The following is a 12,700-nucleotide window of genomic DNA, read 5'->3' on the forward strand; positions in this document are numbered from 1 at the left end:
TGAGTGTGTGATCCTCGTTGCACGTGCAATGCCGAGGTGCGCGGTGTCACTGGTGGTGACTACAGTGATCTCCGAAGCTTTGTGTGTTGAACGGGGAGGGGTCGTTTCGCATGGCGACTGACTGGGATGCGATGTCGGGCTCGGAGCGCTCACTGAGAGCGGTCAATCCGGCGATGGCTTCGGCGCTGTACGACCCCGAGTCCATGAGGGACTTCAAGAACCGCGTCGACGACCTGATCGTCAAGCTCAACGAGTCACCGGCAGGAGCCCAGAAAGTGGGGGCGGACCCTGTGGGGCGCACCCAGTTCGGCGGCGGCGGGGCAGCGTGGGTCGAGGCGTCGGGCCTGTTCACCGCGTACGGGAACGTGATCGCTGAGCTGAAGAAGCTCTCGGGGCTGCTCGCGGACTGTCTGGCGGGCATGGGGATCGCGGTCGTCGCGTCCAAGGACGGCATCGAGGCGGTGGATGAAGACATCCGCCGGAGAATGATCGCCATCAACGAGCGTACGAGCGAAGCGAAGCGTGCGGCGGAGAAGGAGGCCGAGCGGCAGGGCCGGGCGCACGAGACCGGGCAGCCGCAGCCTCAGCCCAGCGAAACGGCTGGCGGCAACGACACTCTCGAGTAGCGGTTCGACGGACGACGGCTTCGGGCACCACGGGGCCTACGGGGATAGAAGAGGCGAAAGATGGAGCACCAGGACAGCGGCGGGGGCGGGGCGGCGTGACCGACTTCAGCGGAATGTCTCACGAGGAGATGCTGGCGTGGGTCGACGAAGCCAGCAGTTTCTACGTTCAGGAGGCTGCCGACAAGCTGACCATGGCCGCCGGCGAGTTGCGGGAAATCGCGCAGCAGTTGCAGTTCCGTCCCGAGCGGGTGGAGTGGAAGGGCGAAGCCTTCCAGGAGTTCAAGGACTGGGGTGCCGGCCTGGCCAGCGCGACGTATCGCCTCGCGGACTACAGCGAGAACGCGTCGACGTGGATGAGCCAGGCATCCGACGCGATTGCCGTCGCCCAGAGCGCGATCCCGCGCTACACGTCCCACGCGCAGGCCAAGGAGAACCTGGAAGCCGCCCACAAGTACCACAACGACCCGGATGCGGGGCGTGTGGCACAGAGCGCCCGGGCATCCATGGCACCGTCTGAGGACGAGAAAGCCATCGCGTTGAAGGAGGAAGCGAACCGTCAGGCGGCGGTGGACGAGATGGTGAAGCTGTCGCAGGCTTACCAGCAGTCCAAGGCGCAGATGGAACGTGTGGAGGTGCCGGTTCTGCCGCCGCCGCCGGGTGCGTTTGTGCCAGAGGACAACGGTCAGTTTGACGGCTACTCTCGCGATATCTCATCTTCAACCGGCAGTGACAGCCGGTCGGTTGCTGACTCCGGCGCGGCAACCACCCCCTCCCAGGGCAGCAGGTCGACGGCGGGTGTGGACAGGACCAGTCCGGCCGGTGTGGCTAACCCCGAGCGGCCCGTGGGCCTGGGGATCGACAGCGTTGGCACGTTGCCCTCGCCGACGACGACCCCACCGGTGTCGCCGGTCTCTCAGCCTCCTGTCGGCAAGCCGGACGGTGGGCTGATGCAGCCGATTGGACTCACCCCCGGAGTTGTCCGTCCAACGGCCCGCGAAATCCCCGTAGGTGGCGGTACGTCAGTCGGTCCGCGTTCTCCGCTGCCGTCCAGCGGTCGTAGCGGTCTCGGTGTCAATGGTCCGCGGGGAGCAATGCCTCGCGACGGTGGTATCACCGGCGGCCGTCCGGTCCCGCCGAGCGCGAGTCGGCCGGTAGCGGGCATCCCACGTGGCACTGTGATCGGTACTGAGGGTGGCACGGGCCGTGCGCCCATGGCGCACGGTGCCGGTGGCGGTATGAGCGGGGGTCAAAGCGGCATCAGTGGAGGTCGTCGTCTCGCGATGGAGACCGGTGGCATCGTTGGCGGTCGTCGCCAGCAGCCTGGTGCGGTAAGCGCCCGCCCGTTTACACCGGGCGGATCGGGTCTGGTACGCGGCGGTGCATCAGGTGACGCGGGCCGCGGGGGGGCCGGACAGATCGGGCGTGGCGGCGCTGTGCCGGCGAACACGAGCGGAACGGACTCACACCGCGAGAGTAACCGTGGAGAGCGCCCGGACTACCTCGTCGAGGACGAGGAGACCTGGCAGCAGGGCAGCCGTCGCGTCGCGCCGCCCGTCATCGACTGAGTAGTAAGAGGAAGCAGATGCGTATCAGCAGTATTCGATGCGGTCGTGGTCGGGTCGTTACCTCGACCGCTCTGGGGATGCTGCTGATGGGCATTGCATCCGTCCCGGCGCATGCGGAGTCGATCCGCTCCCAGCAGTGGCACTTGGACACGATGGGCGCCGAAAAGATCTGGAAGATCAGCACAGGCCAGGGTGTCACCGTTGCCGTCATCGACAGCGGCGTCAATAAGACCAACCCGGACCTAATTGGGCAGGTGCTCGACGGCAAGGATCTCGCGCCTGACAAGTCGGGCGACGAGCATACGGATTACACGGGGCATGGAACAGGCATGTCTGGACTCATCGCTGGAACCGGAGAGAGGGCTGGGGGAGACGGCGCATTTGGCCTTGCCCCGGGAGCCAAGATCCTCCCAATCCGTGTGCCCGGCGCGGACCTGGGGACGGGAAGCCAGAAGGATGCGAACCGCGAGTTCAACAGGTTCGTTCCCGCCGCGATTCGCCATGCGGCCGACTCCGGCGCCAAGGTCATCAATATCTCTATGGGCGTCGATGAAGGCTCGCAGCAGCTCACCGATGCCGTGAAGTACGCCTTGGACAAGGGATCTCTGATCTTCGGGGCAGTGGGCAACGGTGCCGAAGAGGGAAACGAACTTGAGTACCCAGCTGCTACCCCCGGTGTAGTCGGCGTCGGAGCCATCGACAAGAAGCTGACTCGCATCAAGATGTCGCAGTACGGCCCTCAGGTCGACATGGTGGCTCCCGGCGACAAGATGATCCACGCCTGTGGAGGCAAGACCGGCCTGTGCGAGACGGGTGGAACCAGCGACGCCACCGCCCTCGCCTCCGCGGCCGCCGCCCTCATCTGGTCCAAGCACCCAGAATGGACCAACAACCAGGTCCTGAAGGTCATGCTGAACACCATCAGCGGCCCCACCTCCGGCGAGAAGCGCAACGACTACATCGGCTACGGCGCCATCCGCCCCCTCCGCGCCCTCAAGACCCCCGGCGACCCCGGCCCCGCCGATGTCTATCCGCTGCCTGACCTCCCCGCCGCTGAGCCGAAGACGCCCACCGGCACGCCGACGCAAGCGGCCGGTGCCGAGAAGCCTGCCGCCGCCGCGCCCGCTTCCAACGACAGCGACAGCAACACCGGCCTCTGGATCGGCCTAGGCGTCGCCGCCGCCGCGCTCATCGGCACCGCCATCGCCGTCCCAGCCGTCCGCGCCCGTCGCCGCGCCGCCGCACCCGCCGCCGCCCCCGGCCCGTATCCGCCCCAGTACCCGCCGTACGGCCCGACCGGTCCGGGCCAGTCAGGCTGAGCCGAACCGATCAGCAGCCACGCCAACACACCGCTCCGTAACGGGGAAAACCATGTCGTTCGATGAAGAGTGGGCGTCAGCCCGCACCGCCGCCACAACGAGTGTCAGCATGCGGCTGAACCAGGCCGACGGCGGGTCCGGCGGTGGCGGAGGGGCCGCGGACTACAAGGTCACGTCCCCCGATCTGCGGGCCATCGGCAACGAGGCGCAGGAGCTCTTCCACTGGTTCGAGGCCGATGCCTTCCACGCCGGTGCGCAGACCGACACGGCGGCCAACAGCCTCCACGAAGACGGGTTCCAGACCGGATCGGCGCTCTGGACGATTTGGGACACCTGGCGTACGCAGTGCGAGACGCTGCTGAGCGCCTGCGCGCACATCCACAACCACCTCGAAGACACGATCGTCACGCACACGAATCACGAGGAGGAGCTCGTCACCAACTTCTCCATGTCCAAGATCAGCCAGCACTTCAACTGAGGAGACGGCGTAGATGCTGAAGTTCGAGCAGGTACTCCACGCCGGCCTCGGCAGCCTGAAGGAAGCCGTCACGAGCTGGTCGGAGACGATCACGAAGCTGGAGAAGGCCGAGGAGAAGGCGCAGAACGGTCTGCGCAGCAAGGCCGAGAAGGCCGACTGGGCAGGCGAGAACGCCGGCGTGACTCAGGAGTTCGTCAAGAAGACGGCCAAGGAGTTCGGCGATGCGCTCAGGGAAGCGACGGGTATTCGGAACATCCTCCGGGACGCCCACACCGAATTCCAGGCCGCGAAAAGCGAGCTGGAGAAGCTCGTCGAAGAAGCTCCCGGCAAGGGGATCCGGATCGGTCCGGACGGTGTGGTCGGCTATCTGATCCACCCGGACCGCCGGAGCAAGGATTACGACGGGCCCAAGCCGCAGGAGGCGGACTTCGACGCGATGCGGTCCGCCATCAAGAAGGCTGTCGACAAGGCGAACGACGCGGATGACGTCGCCGCCCGGGCCCTGCGCATGATCGTCGGCAAGGACAAGAACAACTTCCCCGGAACCAGCTTCGACTCTCTGAAGCAGGCATCGAAGGCGCAGGACGCGGAAGACGCGAAGATCGCTCGCGACCTCTACAAGAAGGGCGACGATGCGACCCCGGAGGAGATCGACAAGCTCAACAAGATCTTCAAGGACAACGCGGGGGACCCGTACTTCGCCGAGAGGTTCGCGCTTGAGGTCGGCCCGAAGGGTTCGATGGAGTACTGGGCCGACATGGGCGACCCGAGCGATGGTTCGCGCCTCAGCGTCGACCACCGGGACAAGCTGAAGGAACTCCAGAAGAACTGGAGCCTGACGCTTGCCGCCGCGACCCACTCCATGAGCCCCGAGATGGAGCAGTGGAAGGCCGATGTCATCAAGGCGGGCAGCGAGCCGATCCAGACGCGCGGAACCTCGCCGTACGGCTTCCAGGTCATGAGCAACCTCATGCGTGTCGGGGATTACGACGACAAGTTCCTGCGCAACTACGGGAACGCGCTCGTCGAGACCGAGGCGAAGTTGACGTACAGTGGTTCGCTGCCACCTGGCCAGGCCTGGTTCCAGCCGGGAGGCATGCAGAACCATCTCAACTGGCAGGGCGGCGGTGTCGGCCAGGACCCGATGGTCGGCTACATGGAGGCGCTCGGCCACAACCCCAAGGCGTCGACCGAATTCTTCAACAGCGAGCTCGACCTCACGCCGGACAACGGCAAGGACGACAAGAAGAGCCTTTTCGACTACTTCTCCAAGGACCGTGACTGGCCCGAGGAGTTGAACGACAAGGGCAAGATGTCCAAGGAACCCGGCTATGACGCGCTGGGGCACGCGCTCGAGTCGGCTACCACGGGTCATCCGTACGACGCCCCGACCGAGGGCCTGAAGGACGTACGAACGGTCGAGAACGCCGAGATCATGCAGAAGGTCGTCGAGCGCTACGGCAGCGACCCGAAGTACATGCATGAACAGCCGGGCATCGACGACAGTCTGGCCAAGATGGGCGCCGCGTACATCGACGAGCTTGACCGCTCCTTGGAGCAGGACAGCGACACCATCATGGAAGAGAAGTCGAACTCCCCCTTCGGGTACAACAACAAGGACGGCACGTCGAGGTTCGGCGGCAAGTTCGACACCGAGTTGCTGTGGAACCGGGGCGACGCGGTCAACTTCATGGGCATCGTGTCGCAGAGCGAGACTGGCCACGGCACGCTGTCCGCAGCCCAGATGTTGTACACGTCCAGCGTCCTGGACGAAGTAGGACCGAAGCCTGGCTCCTCGTTCGACGAGAGAGACCTCACCGATGCGCGAACCACGCTTCGGATCGGCGGTGAGGCGCAGGGCATCATGGACCAGTCGCGCATGGCGCAGATCGACGCGGACTATGCGAAGGACTCCGAGGAGCACAAGAAGGCAGTCGGCAGGACCACGGAGTGGGTCAAGTTCGGTGTGGGCGCTGTGGCCGCCGGCGGTGTCGTGGCGCTGACTGGCGGCGCGGGCGGTGTGCTCGTACCGCTGGCCGCGGAGACCGTGGGCGGCGCCGTGACGACGTACATCGGCATGGAAGCCGATGACATCGCGGAGAAGTACGAGAAGGACGAGCTTCTCAAGAAGAAGTCCGATGACCTCAAGGAGGAGGCGCTGAACACGGGCAAGGAGAATTCTCTGAGGCCTGGCATTGCCTACGCCAACGCCCCAGGCTGGAGTGAGAGGGACCGCAACTACCTTGACGAGCAAGTGGTCAACGACGCCAGGAACGCACTCGCACAGTCCAGGGACAACAACCTCCCAGACGCGTACGAGAAGAAGTGACATGCGAACCACGCTGAGAGTGCTCATGGCCCCTGTCGCAGTCGTCGTTCTGGCGGCGACGGCAGGCTGTTCCTCTGACAGTGGTGGTCAGGAGGAAGATCAGGGCATGCCCGCCGAGCAGGTCTGCCGAGGCTTCGCGAAGGACGCTCCGTCATCCGCCGCGCTCAAGGCGATCGCCGGTGACGGGAATTTCACGAGTGATCTTTCTGAGCCGGACGAGGCGCTCAAGGCCCTCCGCGAAGCCGCCCTCGTAGAACAGAGCGTGAAACAACAGCAAATACAGGGCGTCGAATTCTGCTGGCTACTGCCGACCAAGGACGGAAAGAGCGGCCTCCGCATCAACGTTCGTGAGGCTTTGGGCGTTCCGGAGCGAGATGCCCGGCTTGCCGAGACCGTCACTTACTTCTCCTCGGGCGAGAGGGCATCATCGTCCGACATGGGAGCAAAGGTCTTCTTCAAGTGCCGCATGAAGGCCCCCGCCCACGAGATCGTCATCGCCGCGGAGCTCAGCCGGTCGGACAATATCGACCTCCCGCAGAAGGACATCAGAGCGCATCAGATTACGTTGGCCAACGCCGCCGCTCGCAAGATCGCCGCCGATCTCGGATGCCAGAACGACACCAAGCTGGTGAGCGGGGTGCCGACCCCAGCGCCCGATCACTAAAGGCCCTGTGTGCGCCGTCGTCGTCATCGTCGTCTTCTTCGTGCGCGCGGTCTCACGGCCGCAAGAGCAAGCCGGGGCAAGGCGTCATGGCGCGGTGGTCACGGTTCAGAGGTCCTTGCAGATCCGGCGTGCCTCGGCCAGGTCTTTCTTCACTTTCGCGTCGAACTCGAAGACCTGGGCGTGGCGGGTCTGCGACTGCCTTATGGCCTTCGCGAGCGGCTCGTACTTCGTGTCCCCGGCGGCCGCGGACGCGGAGAGTGCGCCCGCCGCGGCCCAGCGGTTGAGCGCCACATCACCCTCCGGGCCCTTGGCGGCGTACTCGGACTCCTCGAAGCCGTCGAGCGCACCACACGCGGCGCGTGCGTCGCCTGCCGGTCCGGATGCAGCAGCGTTGGTGTTGCCACCGGACTCGTCGCTGAGTGTCCAGGCCGCGCCCACGGCCCCGCCGCCGATCAGCAGCCCGATCATCAGCGCGCCGACCATGGTGCCCCAGGGGCGACGAGGCGGCGGAGTAGGCGATGTCGGCGGAACCAGGGCGGAGTGGGGCTGCTGTGGCTGCATGTTCGTCAAGATAGTCGGGTGACTGTTGTGCTGGAGCGGCGGCCCCGGAGTGGCTCCTAGCCGAGGTCTTCGTCGCGCATACGGGCACGGGTGTCGGCGGGCCGTGGTGAGGTCGCACGTTCGAGTGAAGTGACTGTGTGTGTACGGGTGTTGGCTGTACGGTGAGCGCAAAGCGGCCCCCGCGCTGGTTGCAGCCAGCAGCGAGGGCCTTCACCGCGAGTGCTGACCTTAGGAGCACCCGAAATGCTTCGCCATGTTATCCCGCCTGCCCGTTTCTACTCGCAGGTACCGAACGACCTCATCCGCCATCCGCGCCTGAACTCCGACGCGTTCCGCCTCCTGACCTGGCAGCTGTCCCTCCCCGCCGACCGGCACGAGTCGCTGTCCACGACTGCCGAGCGTGCCGGGATCAAGCCCAGGGCCTTCCAGCGGGCGAAGCAACAGCTGAAGGACGAGGGGTACTTCCACGAGTGGAAGGAGCAGGGGCCGGGCGGGTTCTGGCGGACCCGTCAGCTGGTCTCCAATGTCGTGCTCACTGCCGAGGATGTCGCCCAGCTGCGGGTGGAGGTGCCGACCCCCGTGAAACGGGTCGTCGGTGAGCCGCAGGGCCCGTCCGTCGGTCGCCATCCAGAAGAAGGTCCCCAGGAGAACACCTCCAACCCTCCTGACGACGGCGCCCGCCAACTCGTCGAGCAGCTGCGGGATCTGGACCCACGGCTGCGCGTCCCGCGCGGCATGCTCGCCGAGCTCGCCGCCCTCGCCACGCAGTGGTTGCACCTGGGGCACACGGTCGACGGCGTACGCGCCGCGATCGCGCGCGGTCTGCCCGCCGCGGGGGAGACCATCCACCGGCCCGGCGGGCTGGTCCGGTACCTCCTGCGCGACGTACCTCCGCCCGAGGCGCCCGAGGCGCCGGAGGCGCCCCCGGAGCCGCCCCGCGTCGCCCTGATGCGGGAATGCGTGGGCTCGCACACCCAGGCCCGCCTCTTCCGGCCCGTGGCGGGCGAAGACCTGTGTCCCGAGTGCCGCCAAGCCCGAGCCGAGGCAGCAGAAGCGGCGACTGCAGCCCGGCCGCCGGCCGCCGGGGCTTTGGCCGCAGTGCGCGGCGCGGCAACCGCCAGAGCGGCGCTACGAGGCGAGCCGCACGGGGGCGTTGCCTGCTGACCTGCTGCGATCGGTCGGCGATGGTGGATAAGAGCGCCTGGGCTGCGCTGCGGCGAGATACGAGAGATTAGGGGTGCACTTCTATGAAGTGCACCCCTCCATCCTCGAGGCCGTGACCGGAATCGAACCGGCGTAAATCGCTTTGCAGGCGATTCCCTGAGCCACTCGGGCACACGGCCGTGTCTGTCGTACGCATTGACCGTAGGGGCGGGTGACGGCGGGGCTCAAGGATCCGGCGTGCGCTGCCATACGACTGACATGCGCCGTTCACAGGGGTTCATGGCCCGGCCGTGGTCGTAGGGCCAAGGGCTGAGGACGGCCCCGTCTCGCGACAGGGGCGACGCGAGGGTATGCCACTTACTCTGGTGCTCATGACCGCTCTCGAACAGCACGGCGTCGGCACGAACGCCGACACAGACGCCGGCGTCACAGCCGACAGACCCCTCGGCGGCGTCCTCGGCCGTGAGCACCGCGCCCTCAGCTTCGGCATCGTCTCCGTCGTCCTGCTGATCGCGTTCGAGGCGACCGCCGTCGGGACGGCCATGCCGGTGGCCGCGCGCGAGCTGCGCGGGGTGGAGCTGTACGCGTTTGCGTTCTCGGCGTACTTCACGACCAGCCTCTTCGGGATGGTGGTGGCCGGGCAGTGGGCCGACAGGAGGGGGCCGCTGGGGGCGCTGGCCTCCGGGATCGCGTCGTTCGCCGCCGGGCTGCTGCTCGCCGGGACGGCATCGACGATGTGGCAGTTCATCGGCGGCCGGGCCGTCCAGGGGCTCGGCGGCGGGCTGGTGATCGTCGCGTTGTACGTCGTCGTCGGGCGCGCCTACCCGGAACGGCTGCGGCCGACGATCATGGCCGCGTTCGCCGCGAGCTGGGTGGTCCCGTCCGTGATCGGGCCGCTCATCTCCGGGACGGTCACCGAACGGCTCGGCTGGCGCTGGGTGTTCATCGGCATACCGGTCCTCGTCGTCGTACCGCTGGCCCTCGCGCTGCCCGCGATCCGGCGCATGGCGTCAGGGCCCGTCGACCCGACCGCGCCCGTCCCGCGCTTCGACACGCGCCGCACCCGGCTTGCGCTCGCGATCTCGCTGGGGGCCGGGCTGCTGCAGTACGCCGGCCAGGACCTGGCTTGGCTGTCGCTGGTGCCGGCCGTGGCGGGCGCGGCGCTGCTCGTGCCGGCCGTGCTGGGGCTGCTGCCGCGCGGTACGTACCGGGCCGCGCGCGGGCTGCCGTCGGTCGTGCTGCTGCGCGGCGTGGCTGCGGGGTCCTTCATCGCCGCGGAGTCGTTCGTACCGCTGATGCTGGTCACCCAGCGCGGGTTGTCGCCGACGCTCGCCGGGCTGTCGCTCGCGGTGGGCGGTGCGACCTGGGCGCTGGGGTCGTACGTGCAGTCCCGGCCGCGCGTGGAGCCGTACCGCGAACGCCTCATGGTCGGCGGAATGATCCTGGTCGCGACGGCGATCGCGGCCGCGCCGAGCGTGCTGATCGAGTCCGTGCCGGTGTGGATCGTGGGGGTCGCCTGGGGCTGGGGCTGCTTCGGGATGGGGCTGGTGATCGCCTCGTCGAGCGTGCTGCTGCTCCAGCTCTCGGCGCCGGAGGAGGCGGGTGCGAACTCCGCCGCCCTGCAGATCTCCGACGCGCTGTCCAACGTCCTGCTGCTGGCGATGGGCGGCGCGGCGTTCGCGGCCCTCGGCGGCGGCGCGGTGGGCGGCCATGCCGTCTCCGACGCGGGGGGCGCCGGGGGCTCGCATCCGGTCGCCTTCGCCGTCGTCTTCCTGCCGATGGCGGCGGTGGCGCTGGTGGGGGCATGGGTCGCGACGCGGCTCAGGGCAACGCCCGGCACGTAGATCCCCGGCCCTGTGACGCTTGCCGCACCTGCGCGCGTCACGGCCTCGTTCGGCCCGGCACGCCGTGGTTGCACCGGTAGGGTGGCCCGGTTGTCGTACGGACATCCCGTGTACCCGAGCCCCGCAACTACCCGAGCCCCGCAACCGGAGACCGTGACTACCACCGCCTCGCACTCCCACCACCTCTCACCCGCCTTCCCCGGCCGCGCCCCCTGGGGCACGGCCGGAAAGCTGCGTGCCTGGCAGCAGGGCGCGATGGAGCGGTACATCCAGGAGCAGCCCCGCGACTTCCTCGCGGTGGCGACCCCCGGCGCCGGTAAGACGACCTTCGCGCTCACCCTCGCGTCCTGGCTGCTGCACCACCATGTCGTGCAGCAGATCACCGTCGTCGCGCCGACCGAGCATCTGAAGAAGCAGTGGGCCGCCGCCGCCGCGCGGATAGGTATCAAGCTGGACCCGGAGTACAGCGCGGGCCCGCTGAGCAAGGAGTACGACGGCGTCGCCGTGACGTATGCCGGTGTCGGGGTGCGCCCGATGCTGCACCGCAACCGCAGCGAGCAGCGCAAGACCCTCGTCATCCTCGACGAGATCCACCACGCCGGTGACTCCAAGTCGTGGGGCGAGGCGTGCCTCGAGGCGTTCGAGCCGGCGACGCGGCGACTCGCGCTCACCGGTACGCCCTTCCGGTCGGACACGAATCCCATCCCCTTCGTCGCGTACGAGGAGGGCAACGACGGGATCCGGCGTTCGGCCGCGGACTACACGTACGGCTACGGGAACGCGCTCGCCGACGGCGTCGTCCGGCCGGTCATCTTCCTGAGTTACAGCGGCAACATGCGCTGGCGCACCAAGGCCGGCGACGAGATCGCCGCGCGGCTCGGTGAGCCGATGACCAAGGACGCGATCTCGCAGGCCTGGCGCACCGCCCTGGACCCGCGCGGCGAGTGGATGCCCAACGTCCTGCGCGCCGCCGACCAGCGGCTGACCGAGGTGCGGAAGTCGATCCCGGACGCGGGCGGCCTCGTCATCGCCTCCGACCAGGACTCGGCGCGCGCGTACGCCAAGCTCATCCGCGAGATCACGGGCACGAAGGCGACCGTCGTGCTGTCCGACGACGCGGGCGCGTCCAAGCGGATCGACGAGTTCAGCGACAACGACGACCGGTGGATGGTCGCCGTCCGGATGGTGTCCGAAGGCGTCGACGTGCCCCGGCTCTCGGTGGGGGTGTACGCGACGACGATCTCGACGCCGCTCTTCTTCGCGCAGGCCGTCGGCCGTTTCGTACGGTCGCGGCGGCGCGGCGAGACCGCGTCGGTCTTCCTGCCCACCATCCCCATGCTGCTCGGCTTCGCCAACGAGATGGAGGTCGAACGCGACCACGTACTCGACCGGCCGAAGAAGGACGGGGAGGACGAAGACCCGTACGCCGAGTCCGAGAAGGAGATGGACGAGGCCAACAAGCAGCAGGACGAGGACACCGGCGAACAGGACATGCTGCCCTTCGAGGCGCTGGAGTCCGACGCGGTCTTCGACCGGGTCATGTACAACGGCGCCGAGTTCGGCATGCAGGCCCATCCGGGCAGCGAGGAGGAGCAGGACTACCTCGGCATCCCCGGTCTCCTCGAGCCGGACCAGGTGCAGTTGCTGCTCCAGAAGCGGCAGGCACGGCAGATCGCGCACAGCCGGAAGAAGCCGGACGCGGAGGCGGATCTGCTGGAGCTGCCGGCGGAGCGGCGGCCGGTGGTCTCGCACAAGGAGCTGCTGGAGCTGCGGAAGCAGCTGAACACGATGGTGGGCGCCTACGTCCACCAGAGCGGCAAGCCGCACGGCGTGATCCACACCGAGCTGCGGCGAGTGTGCGGCGGACCGCCGAGCGCGGAGGCAACGGCCGGGCAGATCCGGGAGCGGATCAAGAAGGTGCAGGAGTGGGCGACGCGGATGCGCTGACGCTCCGCTGAGGGGTGTGTGACGGGTCCGGCCCCGCGCGTTTCCGGTCCCGGCCCGTGGTCCCGGGCATGTCGGCCCGGTCCCGCTCCCCCGCCCCGGCCGCCGTGCGCGGCCCCGGCCCGGTCCCGGGCACACCGGGTCCGTCCGGCGCCGCGCGTGGGGCCCGTGGCCCTGCCGCCGTGCGCGGGCCTGCTCCCGGTCGG

10 protein-coding genes and 1 tRNA gene are annotated in these 12,700 nt (G+C 68.1%); 9 read left to right on the forward strand and 2 right to left on the reverse strand.

The genetic code is table 11. The features are described 5' to 3' along the window. The first annotated feature begins 110 nt into the window (after positions 1–110). The 6 genes from ACWCXB_RS21005 to ACWCXB_RS21030 all read left to right on the forward strand — a co-directional run bounded on the left by ACWCXB_RS21005 (position 111) and on the right by ACWCXB_RS21030 (position 6,981). Positions 111–626: a hypothetical protein gene (locus tag ACWCXB_RS21005; protein ID WP_450724962.1), complete on the forward strand. Its 516-nt coding sequence runs from the start codon at positions 111–113 to the stop codon at positions 624–626. A gap of 95 nt (positions 627–721) precedes the next feature. After that, positions 722–2,191 carry a WXG100 family type VII secretion target gene (locus ACWCXB_RS21010; RefSeq protein WP_450724963.1) on the forward strand — a complete coding sequence of 490 codons (1,470 nt, stop codon included), beginning with the start codon at positions 722–724 and terminating at the stop codon, positions 2,189–2,191. Positions 2,192–2,208: 17 nt separating this feature from the next. Beyond that, the gene (gene mycP, locus ACWCXB_RS21015) at positions 2,209–3,510 is read left to right on the forward strand and encodes a type VII secretion-associated serine protease mycosin (protein WP_450724964.1); all 1,302 of its coding nucleotides are present in this window, start codon (positions 2,209–2,211) and stop codon (positions 3,508–3,510) included. Between the two features lie 109 nt (positions 3,511–3,619). Then, positions 3,620–3,988, forward strand: coding sequence for a hypothetical protein (locus ACWCXB_RS21020; protein ID WP_450724965.1), 369 nt, complete (start codon positions 3,620–3,622; stop codon positions 3,986–3,988). 13 nt (positions 3,989–4,001) lie between these two features. Continuing rightward, entirely contained in the window at positions 4,002–6,317 is a 2,316-nt protein-coding gene (locus tag ACWCXB_RS21025; RefSeq protein WP_450724966.1) for a hypothetical protein, read from the forward strand. 1 nt (position 6,318) lies between these two features. Beyond that, complete coding sequence (locus tag ACWCXB_RS21030) at positions 6,319–6,981, forward strand: hypothetical protein (protein WP_450724967.1); 663 nt, start codon at positions 6,319–6,321, stop codon at positions 6,979–6,981. A 105-nt stretch (positions 6,982–7,086) separates the two neighbouring features. Here the strand turns inward: ACWCXB_RS21030 and ACWCXB_RS21035 are convergent, their stop codons facing one another. Further along, complete coding sequence (locus tag ACWCXB_RS21035; protein WP_450724968.1) at positions 7,087–7,542, reverse strand: hypothetical protein; 456 nt, start codon at positions 7,540–7,542, stop codon at positions 7,087–7,089. 243 nt (positions 7,543–7,785) lie between these two features. On the opposite strand from ACWCXB_RS21035, the gene ACWCXB_RS21040 reads away from it, so the two are divergent. Beyond that, positions 7,786–8,706 (forward strand): hypothetical protein, encoded by a 921-nt coding sequence (locus ACWCXB_RS21040; RefSeq protein ID WP_450724969.1) that lies wholly within the window; start codon positions 7,786–7,788, stop codon positions 8,704–8,706. A gap of 107 nt (positions 8,707–8,813) precedes the next feature. On the opposite strand, the gene ACWCXB_RS21045 is transcribed toward ACWCXB_RS21040, so the two are convergent. Next, positions 8,814–8,885, reverse strand: a tRNA-Cys gene (locus tag ACWCXB_RS21045). Positions 8,886–9,077: 192 nt separating this feature from the next. Between ACWCXB_RS21045 and ACWCXB_RS21050 the strand changes: the two genes are divergently transcribed. Then, complete coding sequence (locus ACWCXB_RS21050; RefSeq protein WP_450724970.1) at positions 9,078–10,550, forward strand: MFS transporter; 1,473 nt, start codon at positions 9,078–9,080, stop codon at positions 10,548–10,550. 153 nt (positions 10,551–10,703) lie between these two features. Continuing rightward, a complete protein-coding gene (locus ACWCXB_RS21055; RefSeq protein WP_450724971.1) occupies positions 10,704–12,497 on the forward strand; it encodes a DEAD/DEAH box helicase in 1,794 nt (597 codons plus the stop codon). The last annotated feature ends 203 nt before the right edge of the window (positions 12,498–12,700 follow it).

It is taken from the genome of Streptomyces sp. NPDC001514, assembly GCF_053597075.1.